Source organism: Amycolatopsis sp. NPDC102389, from assembly GCF_044765885.1.
Classification (GTDB): Bacteria; Actinomycetota; Actinomycetes; order Mycobacteriales; family Pseudonocardiaceae; genus Amycolatopsis.
Genome location: NZ_JBIWKX010000098.1, coordinates 1 through 19,806, shown reverse-complemented (window position 1 = coordinate 19,806; position 19,806 = coordinate 1). Strand labels below are relative to the sequence as shown.

At 69.5% G+C, this 19,806-nt stretch carries 16 protein-coding genes; 12 read left to right on the top strand and 4 right to left on the bottom strand.

Annotated features, from left to right (window positions below; translation table 11 throughout):
* Positions 1-128: 128 nt before the first annotated feature.
* A complete protein-coding gene (locus ACIRGA_RS39340; RefSeq protein ID WP_400952064.1) occupies positions 129-2,843 on the bottom strand; it encodes an AAA family ATPase in 2,715 nt (904 codons plus the stop codon).
* A 129-nt stretch (positions 2,844-2,972) separates the two neighbouring features.
* Here ACIRGA_RS39340 and ACIRGA_RS39335 point away from each other — a divergent pair, with 129 nt between their 5' ends.
* From ACIRGA_RS39335 to ACIRGA_RS39310, 6 genes are all read left to right on the top strand, one after another.
* Positions 2,973-4,550: a tannase/feruloyl esterase family alpha/beta hydrolase gene (locus ACIRGA_RS39335; RefSeq protein WP_400952061.1), complete on the top strand. Its 1,578-nt coding sequence runs from the start codon at positions 2,973-2,975 to the stop codon at positions 4,548-4,550.
* Positions 4,551-4,901: 351 nt separating this feature from the next.
* Positions 4,902-6,239 (top strand): alpha-lytic protease prodomain-containing protein, encoded by a 1,338-nt coding sequence (locus ACIRGA_RS39330; protein ID WP_400952058.1) that lies wholly within the window; start codon positions 4,902-4,904, stop codon positions 6,237-6,239.
* The gene (locus ACIRGA_RS39325; protein ID WP_400952055.1) at positions 6,224-6,865 is read left to right on the top strand and encodes a sigma-70 family RNA polymerase sigma factor; all 642 of its coding nucleotides are present in this window, start codon (positions 6,224-6,226) and stop codon (positions 6,863-6,865) included. Before ACIRGA_RS39330 ends, ACIRGA_RS39325 begins: the two co-directional genes overlap by 16 nt.
* A complete protein-coding gene (locus ACIRGA_RS39320; protein WP_400952053.1) occupies positions 6,862-7,863 on the top strand; it encodes a LysR family transcriptional regulator in 1,002 nt (333 codons plus the stop codon). The genes ACIRGA_RS39325 and ACIRGA_RS39320 overlap by 4 nt, the downstream gene beginning before the upstream one ends.
* An 84-nt stretch (positions 7,864-7,947) precedes the next feature.
* Positions 7,948-8,424, top strand: a complete 477-nt coding sequence (locus ACIRGA_RS39315; protein WP_400952050.1) for a DUF6130 family protein — start codon at positions 7,948-7,950, stop codon at positions 8,422-8,424.
* 44 nt (positions 8,425-8,468) lie between these two features.
* A complete protein-coding gene (locus ACIRGA_RS39310; RefSeq protein ID WP_400952047.1) occupies positions 8,469-9,560 on the top strand; it encodes an aldo/keto reductase in 1,092 nt (363 codons plus the stop codon).
* Between the two features lie 558 nt (positions 9,561-10,118).
* Here the strand turns inward: ACIRGA_RS39310 and ACIRGA_RS39305 are convergent.
* A complete protein-coding gene (locus tag ACIRGA_RS39305) occupies positions 10,119-10,682 on the bottom strand; it encodes a CGNR zinc finger domain-containing protein (protein WP_400952044.1) in 564 nt (187 codons plus the stop codon).
* Positions 10,683-10,757: 75 nt separating this feature from the next.
* Between ACIRGA_RS39305 and ACIRGA_RS39300 the strand changes: the two genes are divergently transcribed.
* Entirely contained in the window at positions 10,758-11,909 is a 1,152-nt protein-coding gene (locus ACIRGA_RS39300; protein ID WP_400952041.1) for an epoxide hydrolase family protein, read from the top strand.
* A gap of 4 nt (positions 11,910-11,913) precedes the next feature.
* Here ACIRGA_RS39300 and ACIRGA_RS39295 read toward each other — a convergent pair whose 3' ends face one another.
* Both ACIRGA_RS39295 and ACIRGA_RS39290 read right to left on the bottom strand, forming a co-directional pair.
* Entirely contained in the window at positions 11,914-12,483 is a 570-nt protein-coding gene (locus tag ACIRGA_RS39295) for an alpha/beta fold hydrolase (protein WP_400952037.1), read from the bottom strand.
* 67 nt (positions 12,484-12,550) lie between these two features.
* On the bottom strand, positions 12,551-13,558 hold the full coding sequence (locus ACIRGA_RS39290) for a hydroxyacid dehydrogenase (RefSeq protein ID WP_400952032.1): 1,008 nt from the start codon (positions 13,556-13,558) through the stop codon (positions 12,551-12,553).
* 182 nt (positions 13,559-13,740) lie between these two features.
* On the opposite strand from ACIRGA_RS39290, the gene ACIRGA_RS39285 reads away from it, so the two are divergent.
* Genes ACIRGA_RS39285 through ACIRGA_RS39265 form a run of 5 tightly spaced genes read left to right on the top strand, consistent with a single transcriptional unit; the run spans position 13,741 to position 19,671 of the window.
* Positions 13,741-15,069, top strand: coding sequence for an extracellular solute-binding protein (locus tag ACIRGA_RS39285; RefSeq protein ID WP_400952028.1), 1,329 nt, complete (start codon positions 13,741-13,743; stop codon positions 15,067-15,069).
* On the top strand, positions 15,066-16,022 hold the full coding sequence (locus ACIRGA_RS39280; RefSeq protein WP_400952018.1) for a carbohydrate ABC transporter permease: 957 nt from the start codon (positions 15,066-15,068) through the stop codon (positions 16,020-16,022). The genes ACIRGA_RS39285 and ACIRGA_RS39280 overlap by 4 nt, the downstream gene beginning before the upstream one ends.
* A complete protein-coding gene (locus ACIRGA_RS39275) occupies positions 16,019-16,885 on the top strand; it encodes a carbohydrate ABC transporter permease (RefSeq protein ID WP_400952014.1) in 867 nt (288 codons plus the stop codon). Before ACIRGA_RS39280 ends, ACIRGA_RS39275 begins: the two co-directional genes overlap by 4 nt.
* Before the next feature lie 28 nt (positions 16,886-16,913).
* On the top strand, positions 16,914-18,215 hold the full coding sequence (locus ACIRGA_RS39270; RefSeq protein WP_400952009.1) for an alpha-L-fucosidase: 1,302 nt from the start codon (positions 16,914-16,916) through the stop codon (positions 18,213-18,215).
* Between the two features lie 13 nt (positions 18,216-18,228).
* Entirely contained in the window at positions 18,229-19,671 is a 1,443-nt protein-coding gene (locus ACIRGA_RS39265; protein WP_400952005.1) for a chondroitinase-B domain-containing protein, read from the top strand.
* Positions 19,672-19,806 lie beyond the last annotated feature (135 nt).

Here is a 19,806-nt window from a genome sequence, read left to right as displayed (position 1 = left end):
CGACCCCGGCCAGGATCGTACATATAGACATGAACCGGACACCGCACAGTCGGAAACTGTCCCTTGTGGACACTCAGCGGCGCTTGGACGTCAGCTGAGAGGGCCCCACGCCACATTTGACTTACCCCTCAATAACCACCCTTACCACTCACGAGGCCCAACGCTCCCTTGAGCTCCGCCCGCGAACTCACGCCGAGCTTCGGGAAGATCCGGTGCAGATGCGTGCCGACCGTCCGGTGGGACAGGTAGAGCCGCTGCCCGATCTCCCGGTTCGTCAAGCCTTCGGCGGCCAGCTGCACGATGCTCAGCTCGTGCGGGGTCAGCTTCTCCCGCGCGTCAGGACCGCGGTTCGGGCTGGACTCCCCCGCGCTCCGCAGTTCCCGGCGCGCCCGTTCGGCCCACGCGGTCATGCCGAGCGCGTCGAACGTCTCCCGCGCGGTGCGCAGGTGCGCCCGCGAGTCGATGGCGCGCCGTTGCCGCCGCAGCCATTCGCCGTAGGCCAGGTGCAGCCGCCCGCGTTCGGCGGGCCAGCCGTCCAGCTCCGCACGCAGCGCGGTCTCGAACAGTTCGTCGCTCGGTTCGAGCACGGCGCGGGCGTAACGCAGGCCGATGTGCAAGGCGGGCGCCGGAGTCGTCACGGCGAGCTGTTCCATCTCCGCGACGATCTCGCGCAGGGCCTCGACCCGCCCCGCCCGGATCGCCACCTCGGTGAGTTCCGCGACGAAGTAGACGCGCAGCGCCGTCTGAAAGGCGGGATCGGCGGGGTCGAAGAGGCGCCGCAGGTCGGCGAACGCGTCGTCGAAGCGGCCCTCGCTCGACGCGGCGATCCCTCTGGCGAGCTGGACGGTCGCCAGTACCGGCCGGGCACCGGCGGCGAGCGCGACCCGTTCGGCCTCGTCGGCGAGCGTCTTGGCCTGCTTGTGCTCGCCCCGCAGCGCGGCGATCTCGGCCTGGACCGCGGTGGCGAGCCCGTACATGAACGGCTGCCCGGTTTCCTTGGCGAAGTCGGCCGCCTCCGCCGCGACCGGCACGGCCCCGGCGAGATCACCGAGCCGGACCCTGCTCCACGCCTGGACCGCCAAGGCTCGCGGCAGCAGCCCGAGCCTGCCTTGCGCCCGTAGTCCCGGCGCCGCGGCCGCGGAGAACCGGGCGGCCAGATCGACCGCGCCGACCTGCAATGACGCGCTGCCGAGAAAACGGTCGACCTCGGGATCGGCGCCGGTGGCGGCGACGAGTCCACGTAACTCGCTGAGCACGGCCCCGGCCCGGTCGAACGGCGCCACGTAGGCGGCGACTGCGACCAGCCGCGGGTCCGAGTTCTCCACCGGGAGACGGTCCGCGACGGCCAGTAGCGTTCGCCGCGTGTCCGCGCCGGGTTCGGCCCAGAAACACCGCATGGCGGCGCCCCACAGCACGCGCATCGCCGGATCCGGATGCCCGTCCTCCGCGACCGACTCGGCCAGGCGCGCCAATTCCGTGATCCGCGAGGGATCCTCACGGACGCCGTCCTCGAACCCGCTGAGCAGCCAGCTCGCCGTCGCTTGTTGCCGTGGCGTGAGTTCTCCCGCGCGGGCGTCACGGACGAGCCGTTCCGCCGTCGCACGGCCACCGGATTCGACGGCCAGCTCGGCCGCGCGCAGCAACCGGTCCGCCCGGCGCTCCGGATCGACGCTCAACAGCGCCGCCTGTTCCAATGCGGCGACGGCGGCAGGCGCTCCGCCGCGGTGCCGGGACCGGTCGGCGGCGTTCTCCAGTTCCCGGGCCACGTTTTCGTCGGCACCGGTCGCGGCGGCCGCCCGATGCCAGGCGCTGCGATCCGGCTGCTCGCGGAAGGTCTCGGCGAGGCTCAAGTGCGCGCGCCGCCGTTCCCCGATCGGCACCGAAGCGGGAATGGCCGAGCGCATCAACGGATGCCGGAACGAGACCGTCCTGGCTTCGAGGTCGATCAGCCGGGCTTCGGCGGCGGGCGCCAGCGCCGAAGGCTCGACGTCTTCGCCCAGCAGCGTGGCCGCCGCCGCGAGGGTTTCGGTGAGCGAGCCGGTCTCGTTGAGCGCGGCGACCAGCAAGGTCGTCCGGGCCGGTTCCGGCAGGGCGGTGAACCGGGCGCCGAACGTACGCTCGAGCCGTTCGGTCAGCGGCAGCACGGGATCCGACGTGTCGGTCACGGCCGACGGCAACTCGGTCAGCGCCAGCGGATTGCCGTCGGCTTCGGCGAGGACCCGGGAGCGGACCGGCGTGGTGAGCCCGGGGGCGACGGAGTCGAGCAGCTCGGCCGCCACGTCCCCGGGGAGCCGCTCCAAGTCCATTGAGGACAGACCCGCGTCACGTAGCGGCGACAGCTCCCCGTCCCGGAGCGTCGCGATCAGGACGATCGGTTCCGTCTCGATCCGCCTGGCCACGAACGCGAGCACGCCGGCACTCTCGCGGTCCATCAAGTGCACGTCTTCGGCGACGATCAGCAACGGCTTGACCGCCGCCTCCTCCGCGAGCAGCGTCAGCGCGGCGAGCCCGACCAGATACGCGTTCGGCTCCGCGGAGTCGGCCAGCCCCAGCGCCGCCCAGAGCGCGGAACGCTGCGGCGCGGGCAGTGTGTCGGCGCCGGCCCGGACCGGATGAAGCAGCTGATGCAGAGCCGCGTACGCGAAGTTCCGCTCGGCCTCGACACCGGTCGCCCGCAGCACCCGCAGGCCCCCGAGCGCCGCCGCGGCCACGGCTTCCGCGACAAGAGCCGACTTCCCGGCGCCGGGTTCGCCCTGGATGAGCACGCCGCCGCAGCCCGCGGCGGGACCGTCGACGAGCTCCCTCAGATCCTTCAGCTCGGCTTCCCGTCCGAAAAGCGGCATGGTGCGGCATTCCTCCCGTCGGCCGTGGGCGGCCGCCCGTCCGACGATACCCAAACGGTCCGGTTAGGACTGGGCGTCTACAGGATGTAAACGGCGTGTCGACACGAGCGGCCTAGCTTCGGGAAAGTGATGAGACGCAAGAAGTTGTTCCTGGCGGCGGCACCGCTGGCCGCCCTGCTGCCGCTGGTGCTGACCTCGGTCACGCGGACGGCGCCCGCCGAAGCGACGTCGACATCGTGCGCGGCGGTCCCCGTTTCGGCGCCCGAAGGCGCGCGCATCGAGTCCGTCCAAGCGGAGCACAAGCCCGGCGGCACCGTCACGTTCCCGCCCACCCCGTTCTCGGCTCCCCAGACCATCACCGACGTGCCCGCGTACTGCGAAATCACCGTCGTCCTGACGCACGGCGGCGCGGGTGATCACGTCAAGGTGGCCGTCACCCTGCCCCAGACCGGATGGACCGGCAGGCTTCAGGCGGTCGGCGGCAGCGCCTACACCGCCGGTGACTTCGGCGCCCCGCTCGTCCAGGCGGTCAAGGACGGCTTCAGCGGCGTGACGACCGACGCCGGTGTCCCGCTGACGTTCCTCGACACGTCGTGGGCGCTCACTCCCCAGGGCGAGATCGACAAGCCGCTGGTGACGAACTTCGCGACCCGGTCCGTGCACGAAGCCGCGCTCGTCGGAAAGGACGTGACGCAGAAGTTCTACCAGCGGGAAGTCGGCCACTCGTACTGGAACGGCTGCTCGACCGGTGGTCGTCAGGGCTACTCCGAAGCGCAGCGGTATCCGGGCGACTTCGACGGTGTCCTGGCGAACGCGCCCGCCGTGCACTGGGCGGAGTTCGCGGTCGCGACGCTCTGGCCGCGGATGGTGATGAACCAGGAGAAGACCTTCCCTGCGACCTGTGTCTTCACCGCCTTCCAGCAGGCCGCGATCAAGGTCTGCGACGGCCGGGACGGGGTCACCGACGGCATCGTGGACCGGCCGGACGAATGCGGCTACGACCCGCGGTCGCTCGTCGGCACGAAGGTGCTCTGCGGTGACAAGGAGGTCACCGTCACCGCGGCGGACGCCGAGGTCGTGCGCAAGATCTGGGCCGGGCCGGCCGACGAGCACGGACGGCGGCTCTGGGCCGGTCTCCCCAAGGGCGCCGACTTCGGCCCGGTGACGACCGCTCCCGGGTTCCCGGTAGCGACGGGCTGGGTGCGGACGTTCCTGAAGAAGCAGCCGGGGTTCGACACCGAGAAGCTCACCTATCGCCAGTTCGCCGACCTGTTCCGCCAGTCGGTGCGGGAATACGACGACGTCATCGGGACCTCCGACCCGGATCTGTCGGGCTTCCGCCGGGCGGGCGGCAAGCTGATCACCTTCGTCGGCACCGGCGACCAGCTGATCCCGCCTGGCGGCACGCTGCGGTACCGCCACGAGGTGGAGCGCGAGATGGGCGGACCGAAGCGGGTCGACGACTTCTACCGGCTGTTCCTCGCGCCGGGTGTCGCGCACTGCGGCGGCGGGGCAGGCGCCACACCGGTGAACGCGCTGGGCGCGCTCGTCGACTGGGTCGAGCACGGAAAAGCACCGGCGACCCTGCCCGCGGCGAACAGCGACAAGACCCGCACCCGCGATCTCTGCCCGTATCCGCAGGTCTCGCGGTACCGCGGCCACGGTGATCCCGCGGCGGCGTCGAGCTATCGCTGCACCGGTCGCTGAGGCCCTCCGCACCCGTGCCCGTCGTGCCGGCGCCCCCTCCGGCACGACGGGCACTTCCCCACTCTGTGAGAAGTTCCGGCGTTCCCTTTGCCATACCCCTCAAAAGTACGGTATTGACGACAGTGGACACCGCGACGGAACACCTCGCGCGGCTGTGCACCTCTACTTCCGAAGCCGGCCGAACCGTTGCACCGCAACGAAATCGACTATCGGATCACCACGGAACACCGCCATATCGCCCTGCGTCACAGCCGGGCGATATGACCCAAATGGTATGTACCAATGGAGTGATACCCCTCGTACGGTCGGGGACGAATCCCCCTCCCCCGCCGTTTCGAGGAAAGCGTTGAAATGAACAGAAAGATCTTAGCCGCGACTGCCGCGGCGATAACCGGGGCAGGCTTGATCACCGCCATCGCCCTCACCCCGAGCGCGAGCGCCGGTCAGCAAGCCACCGCCGGTGACCAGGCCCAGTCCGAAATGCTGGCCGCGATGTCCCGCGACCTGAAGATCAGCCCCGAACAGGCCAAGCTCCGGCTCGCGAGCGAACAGCGCGCCGCGGCCGCCGACAACACGCTGAAGAAGCAGCTCGGCACGTCGTACGCCGGATCGTGGCTGGACTCCACCGGGACCACGCTCACCGTGGCGGTCACCGACGCCGCCCAGGCCGACCTAGTGCGCGCCGCCGGCGCGACGCCGAAGACGGTCGCTCGCAGCGCCACCGATCTCGACGCCGCGAAACTGCGGCTGGACGCGAAGTCCACCAAGGCACCGAAGACCGTGCCCGGCTGGTACACCGACGTCACCACCAACTCGATCGTCGTGCTCGCCAACGCCGGCGGAGAGGCCGCCGCGAAATCGTGGGCGGCCGAGTCCGGTGTGGCGGCCGATCTGGTCCGGATCGAGGCCAGCACCGAAAAGCCGCGGGCGCTGATCGACATCATCGGCGGCAACGCCTACACCTTCGGTTCGGGCCGCTGTTCCATCGGCTTCCCGGTCGAGGGCGGCTTCGTCACCGCCGGACACTGTGGGACCACCGGCACCCGGACCTCGAACCCGAGCGGCACCGTCGCCGGCTCCAGCTTCCCCGGCAACGACTACGCCTGGGTCCGCGCCGACGCGGGCAACACCCCGCGCGCGCTGGTCAACCGCTACCCGGGCACCGTACCGGTGGCGGGTTCGACGGAGGCCGCGGTCAACTCCTCGGTCTGCCGTTCCGGCTCCACCACGGGCTGGCACTGCGGCACCATCCTGCAGAAGAACACCTCGGTCACCTACCCCGAGGGCACCATCACCGGCCTGACCCGGACCAACGTCTGCGCCGAGCCCGGCGACTCCGGCGGTTCGTGGATCTCCGGCGACCAGGCGCAGGGCGTCACCTCCGGCGGCTCCGGCGACTGCACCTCCGGCGGCACCATCTACTTCCAGCCGGTCTCGGAGATCCTGAGCGTCTACAACCTGCGGTTGATGGTCACCGGCAACCCGCCGTCCAGCACCACCACCACGCCCACCACCCCGACCGGCCCCACCACGTCGAACCCGCCGGGCGGCACCTGGGCGCCGTACACGTACTACGGCTCCGGCGCGACCGCCAGCTACGGCGGCAGCGACTACCGGGTCATCCAGCCGCACACCTCCATGCCCGGCTGGGAACCGCCGAACGTGCCCGCGCTTTGGGAACTCGCCTGACCTGGACCGCCCCCGGTGACCCGACCTCACCGGGGGCGGCTCCTCCCCCTGCCGACGGCGCGCGGGCGGCGGATCTCGAATCCCTCGTCCCCCGCGCCCGTCGCGGTGACGCCGCGGCCACGAACGAGCTGATGAACATCGTCCAGCCGGTGGTCGCGGACTACTGCCGGAGCAGGATGGACGGAACGGACGCGCGCGAGATCGCCGCGGACGACGTCGCGCAGGAAACCTGTCTCGCCGTGCTCACCGCCCTGCCCACCGCGAGGACCACCGGCGGCTCCTTCCTCGCCGCCGTCCTCGGGATCGCCGCCCGGAAGGTCGCCGCTGCCTTCCGGCGGCGAGCCCGGGACCGCTCGGAACCCACGCCCGATCCGCCCGACCGCGCCACCGCCGAGACCGACGAACCCGAGCGGCGGGCCCTCGCCGCCGACGGCCACGACCGGCTGACGCGGCTGATGAGCACCCTTCCCGGCATTCAGCAGGAGGTCCTCCGGTTGCGGATCACGGTCGGGATGACGGCGCCCGAAACGGGGGCGCTCCTGCACGTGAGCCCCGGCCTTGTCCGGGTCGCCCAGCATCGCGCCCTGCACAAACTCCGCACGATCGTCAGCGAGGACGACCTGTGATCAGCCCCCTGATCGGTCCCGGGGACGGCCATACCTGGCCGGCGGAAGTCGACGTCCGGCATCTGCGTCTTCTCGACGCGATCGCGTCGGCAGGCAGCATCGCGAAGGCCGCGACCGCGCTCGGGCTCTCCCAGCCCGCGCTGAGCGCGCAGCTCCACCGGGTCGAGCGGGCACTGGAACGGACGGTGTTCGAACGCGACCGGCACGGCGTGCGGCCCACCGCGCTGGGCGACGTCCTGCTGAAACACGCGCGACGCGTACTGGCCGCCGCTGACGACCTCGAACTGGCGATCCGCCGGTTCCACACCACGCCGTCCGACGGGCTGCTCCGGATCGGCGCGCTCCCGACGGTCTTCGCCGAGACGGTGAGTGGCGTGGTCGCCGCGGCCGCCCCCGGCCGTCCGGTCGAACTGCTCGCGGTGACCAGCCGGACGGCGTTGTTCTCGGCACTTCTCGACGGCACGGTGGAATTGGCGCTGTACGTGGACCATCCCGGGCAGGAGATCGATCCGCCCGACGGCGTCCACCTGCTTCCCGTCGGGACGGAGCCGGTGTTCCTGATCGTGTCCCCGGACCATCCCGTCGCCGGACGCGGCGAGGTGTCCCTGGCGGAACTCGACGGCTCGGACTGGCTCGCGGTGGCGGGCGGGGACAAGGCGTTCCGCGATCACCTGACCGACGAGTGCGCCCGGGCCGGGCTCGGCGCGATCACCGTGCGAGAGCTGGAACCTACGGTGCTACGGCAGACCATCCGGCGCGATCCCCGCGCGGTGGCGCCGGCCCAGTCCCTCGATTCCGGCTCCGCGATGCCCGGCCCGGTGGTGGCGCTGCGGGGTGTGCCGCTGAGGACGCGGCATCTCCTGCTGTGGCGCGACGGCTCACCGGTCGACGTCCCGGCTGTCCGAAGTGGACTGGTGCACGCGATCACCGAGCTGGCCGCGATCCGGCATCGCCTCCCCGAGTGGGCCGCGGCCAACCCCGGCTGGCTCGGGACCTGAGCGCGGCCGGCTTCACGGGTGACGTACACCGATGACGTCGTCCGACGGGCGCCGTGGCTCGCTCGGCCGTCCTAGCGTGAGTTCATGCCCGTTTTTGGGAAGCTCGCCCTCACCGCCGCCGTTCTGCTCACCGCCGCGTGCAGCGCTGCCCCACCCGCTCCGGCGGCTCCCGCGCCCCCTGGCGCGGCCGCGGCCGGATGGTCGCCCGCTCCCGTCGTACCGCTGCCCTCGCAACCGCCGCCTTCGCTGGTCGTGGACGCACCCTTGCCCGAGCAGCTGGCGATGGGTCTGGTCGTGCTGCGGTACCGGGCGGAAAACCTCCGGATCGTCCCGGTCTACGGCCCGGCCGCCCTGGACGTGTCGCCGCGGATCGGCCATATCCACGTCACCGTCGACGACGCGGCGTGGCACTGGGCGGACGGCAGCGGAGAACCGCTGATCATCCAGTCGCTGCCGGCGGGGCCGCACAAGGTGTGGATCGGCCTCGCAGATCCGACGCACAAGATCCTCGACGAGAAAACGGTGAACTTCGTCGTTCCGGTCCACAGTGGACACCACTGAGCCGCCTGCCTTCATCCGCCTCTGAAATCCTGGAGTTTCCTTCCATGACACTGGATCAGTACTACCTGCTCGGCCGCTCCGGACTGCGCGTCAGCCGGATCGCGCTCGGCACGATGAACTTCGGCACCGGCGGTTTCCACGCCGCGTACGGGAAGACCGAGGACGAGGTCCGTCCGATCTTCCGCGAGTACCTCGAAGCGGGCGGGAACTTCGTCGACACCGCGGACTTCTACACCGCGGGCGAAAGCGAGACCATCCTCGGCCGCCTCATCGCCGAGGCGAAGGTCCGCGACCGGGTCGTGCTCACCACCAAGTACACCAACAGCGTCGACCCCGGTGACCCGAACGCCGGGGGCAACGGCCGCAAACATCTGATCCGGGCACTCGAAGCGTCGTTGCGGCGGCTGGGCACCGATCATGTCGACCTGTTCCTCCTGCACACCTGGGACCGCGTCACGCCGGTCGAAGAGGTGATGCGCACGTTCGACGACCTGGTGCGCGCGGGAAAGATCCGCTACGCCGGGCTTTCCGACGTGCCCGCTTGGTACGCCGCCCGAGCGCAGAGCTTCGCCGAGGCGAACGCGCTGACCCCGGTCGTCAATCTCCAGCTGCCCTACTCGCTCGTGGAACGGACCATCGAGACCGAACACGTGCCGATGGGACAGCACCTCGGGCTCGGCGTCACCGCATGGAGCCCGTTGGCGGGCGGATTCCTCACCGGCAAGTACCGGCCGACCGGCGAGACGCCGTCTGGCGAAGGGAGGCTGAGCGATCCGGGGAACGCCGGGAAGTCGTGGACGGACCGGGACTGGGCGTTGCTGAAGCCGCTGGAGAAGGTCGCGGACGAACTCGGTGTCACGATGGCCCAGGTCGCGATCAACTGGGTCGCGACCCAGCCGGGCGTCGCGGCCGCGATCGTCGGGGCGAGCAGCGCGGACCAGCTGCGCAAGAGCATGGCCGCGCTGGACTTCGAACTCCCGCCGGATTCGCGGGCGCTCCTCGACGAGGCGAGCGCCGTGCCGCCGGAGTCGGTGTACCGGATGTTCACGCCCGAATACCAGAATTGGGTGATCTCGCCCGGGGTGAAGGTCGGGGACAAGCCGGTGGGATACGCGCCGGGGGTGCGGAACTGGTGACCTTTACGCGCCTGGCCTGTTGCCGGTTCGCGGCGATGGACCAGGGGCGCGTCACGGATTGCGGTATGCCGGTTGTGGATTCCGTTGCCGTTTCGCGGCAACGGGCCGGGTGGTCATGCCGTGTCGCCGACCCGCACAACACTGCCACGGATGCCCGATCCGGTCGCCATTTTCCGGCAACGGGCCAGGTGGTCGCGTCGCGGACCGACCGCGCCCCGGTTGTCGGTCACCGTCGCCGTTTCGCGGCAACAGGCCAGAAGGTCAGGTCTCGAGCCCGACCTCACGCGAGGTGGTCGCCGTCGCCGTTTTCCGGCAACCGACCGAGCGGCCATGCCACGTAGCCGACCCACACGACCGCCGATACCTGGGCCGGTCGCCATTTTCCGGCAACAGCCGGACGGTCAGGTCCCGAAGCCGACCCATATGACGAGCCAATCGCCGTTTCCCGGCAACGGGCCAGGTGGTCGCGTCGCGGACCGACCGCACCCCGGTTGTCGGTCACTGTCGCCGTTTTCCGGCAACAACCGACTCACCGTCTATACCGCAGCCGGTCCCCGATCACTGAGTCCCGGAGTTCTTGCGCTGGTTCGCATGGAACCGCGCCTTCTTCTGACGGTTCCCGCACGTGTTCATGTCACACCACCTGCGCGTGCGGCTCTGGCTGGTGTCGAAGAAAGCAGCCAGACACGTCGGCGACGCGCACAGGGCCATTCTTCCGTCTCGTTCGCCCGAGATGATGCTGATCGCGTCGGCGGCGATCACGCTGAGGGCGTCTTCCACGCGGGAAACCCGCCATCGCCGCTCCCCTTCGAGGGTCAGGACGGCCGCGGCTCGCCCCTGAACACTGTGGTCGTTGATGACTTGGACAGCAGACGCGGGCAGGGCTTCTCGGGTCGCGGTCGCTGTCGCGGCGGCGTGAATCGCTTCCCTCAGTTCCCGGGCGAGGTCGAGCTGGCCGGTGGTGCACGAGTCCACGTCGAGGCCGCTCACCGCCAGCCAGTCCACGAGTCGCTGCGGCGTGGGTATGCGCTCTACAGCGTCGCCGTGACGCTCCGTGAGCGTGGCCGTGAAGCTGGTCGCCAGCACGCTACCGAGGCGGAAGTCAGGGAACCCAGCAGGCATGGAACCACCTTAGCCGGTTGCACGCCGACTGCCAGAACTGTTAGAACCATCTTAGCCGGTTCCTAAGGAGGTCACATGACCAACGAGGTGCAAGCATTCGAAGCCCACGCGACCGACGCCGACCTCGACGATCTGCGTGCGAGGTTGGCTGCGGCGCGGCTACCGGAGGCCGCGACGGTCCCCCGCTGGGGTCAGGGCGTTCCACTCGCCGATCTCGTCGAAGTCGTGGACTACTGGCGCACCGAGTACGACTGGCGCTCGTTCGAAGAGCGCCTCGAGCGGATCGGCCAGTTCCGCACGACCATCGACGGCCTGGGGATCCACTTCCTGCACCGCCGATCCGCCCGCGCGGACGCCACTCCCCTGGTCCTGACGCACGGCTGGCCGGGCAGCGTCGCCGAATTCGTCGATGTGGTGGACGAGCTGGCAGATCCAGCGGACCCGGACGCGCCGGCGTTCCACGTCGTGGTCCCGTCGCTGCCAGGCTTCGGTTACAGCGACAAACCGGCCACCACCGGCTGGGGAACCGAAAAGATCGCGGCCGCCTGGGTCGAACTGATGGGCAGGCTCGGCTATGACAGGTTCGCCGCCCACGGCGGCGACTGGGGCGGCAACATCACCACGGTCCTCGGTGGCAGGTTCCCGGAACACGTTCTCGGCATCCACACGACGTTCGCGGAGGGGCCGCCCGGGCTGACAACAGACGGGCTGACGGCGACCGAGCGCGAGTGGACCGAGGAGACCCACGACTTCTGGCATCACCGCGCGGCTTACGCCAAACAGCAGGCGACCCGCCCGCAGACCATCGGCTACTCGCTCGTCGACTCACCCGTCGGGCTTCTCGCCTGGATCCTCGACAAGTTCGCCGAGTGGTCGGACACCGAGGACAGCCCGTTCGAGACGATCTCCCGAGACCGCGTCCTCGACGACGTCACCCTGTACTGGCTGACCCGAAGCGGCGCTTCGGCGGCCCGCATCTACTACGAAAGCCACAACTCGCTCGATCCCGAACTCCGGGTCGACGTCCCGGCGGTGATCACCATCTACCCCCGCGACATCGAGAAGTATCCGCGCCCCTGGGCGCAGGAGCGGTACCGGCGGATCGTCCGATGGCGGTCGCCCGAAGCCGGCGGACATTTCCCGTCGCTGGAGGTTCCCGGATATTTCGTCAGGGATCTGCAGGAAGGCCTCGCGGCCGTGCTGGCCGCCGATCGACAAGCGGTATAGGGCGTTATACGCCCCTTGAGAGGAACTCTCCCGCCACCGCCGCGAACTCGTCCGGCCTGGTGCCGTGCACCCGATGCCCCGCGTCCTCGATGGTCACCAGGCGGCAGTCCGGGATCAGCCCGCACATCCGCTCCAGGGACTCCCGGGTGACATGGCTGGACGGCCCGCCGCCGACCAGCAGGGTCGGCGCGGTGATCGCGGCGAGCCGCTCCCACCAGACGGGGTCGGGCGTCCGGAGCTCGGTCATGATCGGGTCGATCAGCCGCCAGTCGAACGACAAGGGCTCGGACGGCTCCTGCGCGGGAGCCAACGGCTCCAAAGCTTCAAGAGGTGGCGGCGGAGTGTCCTCGACGACCAGCCGCCGGACACGGCCGGGCAAACGCTGGGCGAGCAGCACGGCGACCCGGCCGCCCATCGAATGGCCGACCAGGTCCGCCTCGTCCCCGAGGAGCTCGGCCACGCCATCGCCCATCGCCTCGAGCGAGTACTCCTCCGCGGGAGCGCTGTCGCCGTGGCCCGGCAGGTCGACAGCCAGAACACGACGGCCGGTCAGCCGGCGGCGAAATCGTGCCAAGTGCCCGACTTACTGCCCAGGGCGTGCAGGAGCACCACAGGTACTCCGGTCTCCCGAAAGGCGAGCGTCACGCGCGCAAGTGTGCCCGATCCGGCGCGACGGCGTGGCGCAGCGGCTCCCCGAGCACGAACCGCCGCAGCTCCCCCGCCACGAGCTCGCCCATCCGGGCACGCTCGGCGCCCAGCGCGCCCGCCAGATGCGGGGTGAGCACCACGTTCGGCAGCGTGTACAGCGGCGAATCCGGCCCGGGCGGTTCGGGCCAGGTGACGTCGAGGATCGCCGTCAGATCCGAGCGCTCCCGCAGCACCGGGACGACCGACGGCTCGTCGACGACGGCGCCGCGCGCGGTGTTGATCAGGGTCGCACCGATGCCCATCCTGGCCACCAGTTCCCCGTTCACCAGCCCTTCGGTCTCCGGGAGCAGCGGCGCGTGCAGGCTGACCACGGGACATGTGGCGAACAGTTCGTCCAGGCCCACCAGCCGCACGCCGAGGCCGTCGGCGGTCGCCCGGTCGACGACGGGGTCGCTCGCGAGGACCTCCACGTCGAAACGGCGCAAATGGGACGCGACGAGAGCGCCGATCTCGCCGAGGCCGAGCAGGCCGACGCGGGACCGATAGGCGCCGGCGACCCTCGGGTCCGGCGGATAGGCCCGTCGCTCGCGGATCTCGCGGGAGATCCGGTGCACCTGCTTGAGTCCTAAGAGGACCTGGGCGAGGGTGAACTCCGCGACCGGGACGGCGTTCGCGGCCGCGGCGGACACGATCGGCAGCTCGCGCGCCCAGAACTCGGGCGTGGTCAGCGGCCGGACCGATCCGGCGGCGACGAGCACCGCCCGCAGCTCCCGAGCGTGTCCCAAAAGGACGGAGTCCAGCACCGGGGCGCCCCAGCCGGACAGCAGGATTTCGACGCCTTCCAGTGCCGCCGGGTTCTCCGCCAGACGCTCACGGGTGAGCGGCTCACGCAGGTCCACCAGCGTGCCGATCTCCTTCAGCACCGCCTCGGGGTAAACGTCGTCGCGGCGGCGCTCCTCCATCACGAGAAGTGCCGTCGGCCGGTGTTGCAGCTCGGTCATCCCTACCTCCGGCGGCGACCATACATCGGATGCTTAACCCGGTCCACGCACGGCGAGTCCCGCGCAGAGGCAAACCCGCCCGATTGAAATTCGTAATCATCGGACCATTGACCGGACACCGGGAAAGCGCTTACCGTCCCCTCCGAGGTAGACAGCGTGGTCCACAGTGAACAGGAGAAGCGATGCGGAAATCGCGGTGGATCGGCGTGGGACTCACTGTCTCAGCGCTGGTCCTTTCGGGCTGCTCGGCAGGCCCCGCCGGAACGAACGTCGCGCAGGACACCAAGGCGCCGTTGGAACTGTGGACCCGGACCACCCCCGGCGGCGCCGGTGAGCAGGCCACCAAACGGCTCGCGGAGGCCTTCGAGAAGGCCACGGGATTCAAGGTGCAGGTCACCGCGATCTTCGACGACTTCGAGACGAAGCTGGCCCAGCGCGCCGCCCAGCGCGACCTGCCGGACATCGTGATGAACGACGTCACGCAGCTCGGCACGCTGAAGACCCAAGGGCTCGTCCGCGAGATCGAGCAGGGCAAGATCAAGCATACGTCGGAGCTCACCGAGCAGGCGCTGAAGTCGAACCAGACCGCGGACGGCAAGCTGTACGGCCTGCCCTACAGCGCGCAGGCCTCGGCGCTGCTCATCCGCAAGGACTGGCGGGAAAAGGTCGGCAAGGGCGTCCCGCAGAGCTGGGCCGAGCTGGCGGACCTCGCCAAGGCCTTCACCACCGGCGACCCCGACGGCAACGGGAAGAACGACACCGCGGGCCTGAACGCGACGCTGTCGACCAAGCGGGGTTACGCCTCCTGGTACTTCTCGAACTTCCTGTGGGCCGGTGGCGGCGACTTCATCACCGAAACCGGTGGTGGCAAGTACAAGCCGGCGATGAGCACGCCCGAATCCGTGGCCGCGGTGCAGTGGTTCCGCGACCTCGGCTGCAAGGAGAACGTCATCCAGCCCGGTTCGGTCACCATGCCGACCCCGGCGACCAACGAGACCTTCGAAGCGGGCAAGGCCGGGATGTACGTCGTCGGCCCGTACCTGTTGCCGCGGTTCGACAAGGCGCTCGGCAAGGACAAGTACGAGGTCGTCCCGATGCCGAAGGGCGCCAAGAACGCGGACGTGCTGGCCGAGGGGCTGTCGATCTACATGATGGCCGGTTCGCCGAACCAGGCCGGGCAGGACGCGTTCGGTGACTTCGCGATCTCGGTCGACGGCCAGAAGATCGGCATGGAGGGCGAATCGGCCTTCATCGTGCAGCTTCCGGTGAACAAGAACGTCGACATCACCCAGGTCCGCTCGGACCCGCGCTGGAAGACCTACGCCGACATCTACGCCAAGTCCGGCCACTACGCGCCGTCCATCCCGAACTGGACGCCGGTCCGCCAGGACACCGCCGACACGATCAGCGCGCTCGTCGCCGACTGCAAGCTCGACCTCAAGGCGGAACTGTCCAAACTCGACACCAAGCTCACCGCGACCTTGCAGCAACAGGGGATCAGCGCCTCATGACCGTAGATCACGCCAAGCCGGCGGCCGTCGGCGCGGACCGTCCCGCCGTGAAGCGGACGCCCGCGCCGAAGGCCCGCAGGCGCAGCGACCGCGACGGGAAGTGGTGGACGCCGTGGCTGTTCCTGGCCCCCGCCCTGATCCTGTTCGTGTACTTCAAGTTCATCCCGATGATCACCGCGGTGACGATGTCCTTCCAGGACGTCCAGCCGTACCTGGGCAACCAGTGGGTCGGCGGGCAGAACTACGGCACCGTCCTCGGTGACGAGGCGTTCCACTCCGCGATCTGGCACACGGTCGTGATCGCGGTCGGGCAGACCGTGGGGTCGATGGTCATCGGCCTCGCGCTCGCCCTGCTGATGGAGGGCCAGAGCAAGCGGCTGAAGTTCCTGCGCTCGGCGGCGTTCCTGCCGGTGGTCGTGCCGATCGCGGTGGTCGCCGAACTCTGGCGGATCATGTACCACCCGACCGAGGACGGGATGCTGAACTCCATCCTCGGCCTGGTCGGGCTGGGCCCGTCGGGCTTCATCAACGATCCCGACAGCTCGATGGTCTCGGTCATCATCACGGGGATCTGGCGTGGCGCCCCGTACGACATGATGATCTTCCTCGCGGGCCTGGCCGGTATCGACCGAGGGCTCTACGAAGCGGCCACTGTGGACGGTGCCTCCCGCTGGCGCAAGATCGTCCACGTGACGCTGCCGGGCCTGCGGTCGGTGTTCTCGATCCTGTTCGTCCTCGCGGCGATCCGCGGCCTGCGGGTGTTCACCGAGGTGTTCCTGCTGACCAACGGCGGGCCGAACGGCTCGACCGAGGTGGCGATGACCCTGATCTACAAACTCGGCCTGGAACAGAACCGGCTGGGCGTCGGCGCGGCGGGCGCGGTCCTGCTGTTCCTCGCGACGCTCGTGCTGACCTTGTTCGTCCAGGTGCTCCGACGGAGGCGAGACGCATGACCGCGGCCAACGATTCGGCGCTCGGCCTCGACGCCGTCAAATCGCCGGGCGGACGGATCCTGAAGTTCGTCCTGTACACCCTGCTGCTCCTGGTGTTCGCCGGGCCGCTGCTGGCGCTGCTGGTCAGCGCGTTCAACGACGTCTCCGATCCGACGGCGCTGAGCGTCGTCCCGTCCAGCCCGACCCTGGACAACTTCGGGATCGCCTTCGACCTGGGCGTGGGGATGTATCTCCTCAACTCGTTCCTGGTGGTCGGCTTCGGTCTCCTGCTGCAGGTCGTCATCTCGGTGCTGGCCGGCTACGCGTTGGCGCGCAAGAAGTTCCGGTTCATGACCTTCGTGCTGGTCGCGATCCTGGCGACGCTGATGCTGCCGGAGGAGATCCTCGCGATCCCGCTGTCGCTGATCCTGTCGGATCTGCCGGTGGTGCACCTCAATCTGATCGGCAGCCTCGCCGGCATGATCGTGCCGCTGGGCGCGTGGGCCTTCTCGATCCTGGTGATGACCGAGTTCATGAAGGACGTCCCCCGCGAGCTCGAAGAGGCCGCGCGGATCGACGGAGCCGGTGATCTGCGGATCTTCGCGCAGATCATCCTCCCGATGTGCAAGCCCGCGCTCGGCGTGATCGGCGTCTTCGGCTTCACGATGATCTGGGACCAGTATCTGCTGCCATTGCTGGTGTCGACCGACGCTTCGACCTACACGCTGCCGCTGGCCCTGCGGACACTGCGGATCGACACGAACGTCACGCCCGGCGTGATCATGGCGGCGTCGCTGCTGGCGCTGCTCCCGTCGGTCGCCGCGTTCCTGTTCTTCCAGCGTTCGTTCGTCCGCGGCCTTGCCTCGGGCGCGCTCAAGGGCTGAGTCACCAATCACAAGGAGCGATCCTGCAGTGAGTTCCACCGCCTGGTTCACCCACGACCGGCTCGGGATGTTCGTCCACTGGGGACTGTATTCCCTCGCCGCCCGGCACGAATGGGTGCAGAACCGCGAAAAGCTGACCGACGAGCAGTACCGGGTCTACTTCGACCATTTCGAGCCGGACAAGTACGACCCGCGTTCCTGGGCGCGCACCGCGAAGGCCGCGGGCATGACCTACGTCGTGCTGACCACCAAGCACCACGACGGTTTCTGCTTGTGGGACAGCGACCTCACCGACTTCAAGGTGACGAACACGCCCTATGGCAAGGATCTGCTCGGTCCGTTCGTCGACGCCTGCCGCGAAGAAGGCCTGAAGGTCGGCTTCTACCACTCGCTGATCGACTGGCACCATCCGGCTTTTCCCGTCGACGGCACCCATCCCCGCCGTGACGACGCGGAGTACATCGCGGCGCACCAGTACGCCGACATCGCCGAGTATCAGCTCTATCTGCACGGTCAGGTGCGCGAACTGCTCACCCGCTTCGGCACGATCGACTACCTGTTCTTCGACTTCTCCTACAAGGGCCGCAAGGAATGGTGGGGCGGCAAGGGGCCGGAAGACTGGGACTCCCCCGGCCTCCTCTCGCTGGTCCGCGAACTGCAGCCCGGCATCCTGGTCAACGACCGCACCGGAATCCCGGGCGACTTCATCACGCCGGAGCAGTACCAGCCGTCCGGCCCGATGACCCGTGACGGCGTGCCGGTGGTGTGGGAGGCGTGCCAGACCCTCAACGGCAGCTGGGGTTACGACCGCGACAACCTCGACTACAAGAGCCCCGAACTGCTCATCCGGATGCTGGTCGACGGCGTGTCCAAGGACGGCAACCTGCTGCTCAACGTCGGGCCGAACGGCCGGGGCGAGATCGACCCTCGCGCGCACGAAGTCCTCGCCGAGCTCGGCCGCTGGATGGACCGCCACGAGCGCTCCATCCGGGGCTGCGGCCCCAGCCAGTTCACCGCGCCCGCCGATGGCCGCTACACCCAGCGCGGCGACCGGCTCTACCTGCACCTCTTCAGCTGGCCGATGAACCACGTCCACCTGCCGGGACTCGCCGGGCGGGTGCGCTACGCCCAGCTGCTCGACGACGCCTCGGAGATCCGGCAGGTGCACACGGATCCCGGGCAGACCGCGCAGAACACCCAGATGGGCGGGCAGCCGGAAGGCACGCTCACCCTCAAGCTCCCGATCCGGAAACCGGACACCCCGGTACCGGTGATCGAACTGTTCCTGAACACAGAGAGCCCCGCCGCCGAAACCTTCCCCACCGATTGAGCACGGAGGCATCATGGATCGCAGAAGGTTCCTCAGCGGCGCCACCCTCGGCGCCGCGCTGATCACCGTCCCCTGGGTCACCGCGGGCACGGCGTCGGCCAAACCGAAGGGCCTGTGCGCCCTGAACGTCAGTTCGCTGACCGAACTGCAGAACGCGATCAACCAGGCGGGCCCCGGTGCCGTCATCACCGTGAACAACGGCACCTACACCGTGCCGACGGGGTCGCCGATCAGCATCAAGGGCAAGCGCGGCACCAAGGACCAGCCGATCACCATCGTCGCCCAGTCCCGCGGCGGGGTGACCCTCAACGGCGAGCAGAGCTTCGTCTTCGACGACTCCACCGGCGTCACGATCAGCGGGTTCAAGTTCCGCCAGAGCACGATGCTGGACATCCCGCCGAACTGTTCCGTGATCCGCTTGACCCGCAACGACTTCCAGCTCGCCGACATCGAGGGACTGCACTGGGTACTGGTCCGCGCGGACAAGACCAAGGTGGACCGCAACCACTTCCACCACAAGTCGACGCTCGGCGTGATGCTCCGCATCGAAGGCGCGGACGACGACAAGATGGCCGCCGGCGTCGAGGTCTTCCGGAACTACTTCTCCGACCACACCTTCGCCGGCAGCAACGGTGGTGAGCCGATCCGGCTCGGCGTCAGCCCGCGCGCGCTCAGCACCGCCGGGGCCAAGGTCGAGTACAACCTGTTCGAGCGGGCGAACGGCGACCCCGAGGCGATCTCGGTGAAGTCGTCGGGCAACTTCATCCGCAACAACACCATCCGGAACAGCCTCGGCGGCATCGTGCTGCGGCACGGCAACAAGACCGTGGTCGACTCCAACTTCATCCTCGACGGGAAGGAGGGCATCCGGATCTACGGCAACGACCACAAGATCGTCAACAACTACCTGTCGGGCCTGACGAGCCGTGCCCTCGTCGTCGGCAGCGGGACCGTGCGCGACCATTACGAGGGCGAGCCGCCCACGTCCCGGACCGGGAACGACGCGGCGGACCGCGTGCTCATCGCGCACAACACGCTGCTGAACAACAGCGGCACGCTCTCCGGTGAGACCAACCGGACGATCGAACCGCGCGACTGCACGATCTCCGACAACCTCTTCGTCGGCAGCGACGGCGACCTGGTCGCGATGAGCACCACGGGCAACTTCACCTGGTCGGGCAACATCCTGTGGGGTTCGGGCGGGGACGGGAACATCCCGGCCGGCACCTTCCGCCGGGTCGACCCGAAGCTCGTGCAGGGCACCGACGGTGTCTCGCGGCTCGCCGCCGGCAGCCCCGCGATCGACGCGGCGACCCTGTCGACCGCCCCGGTCACGCTGGACCTCGACGGCCAGGCTCGCGGCAGCCTCCGTGACGTCGGCGCCGACGAGTACTCGACGGCCGCCATCGCCAACCGGCCGCTCACCACCGCGGACGTCGGCCCCGGCGCTCCGTAGCCGGCGGTCGACATCAGAGCCGGGGGGGGGGGGGGGGGGCCCCCCCCCCCCCGGGGCCCCCCCCCCCCCCCCCCCCCCAGCCCACCCCCCCCCCACCCCCGGCGGGGCGCGCCCGGGCCGGCCCGGGGCCGCCAG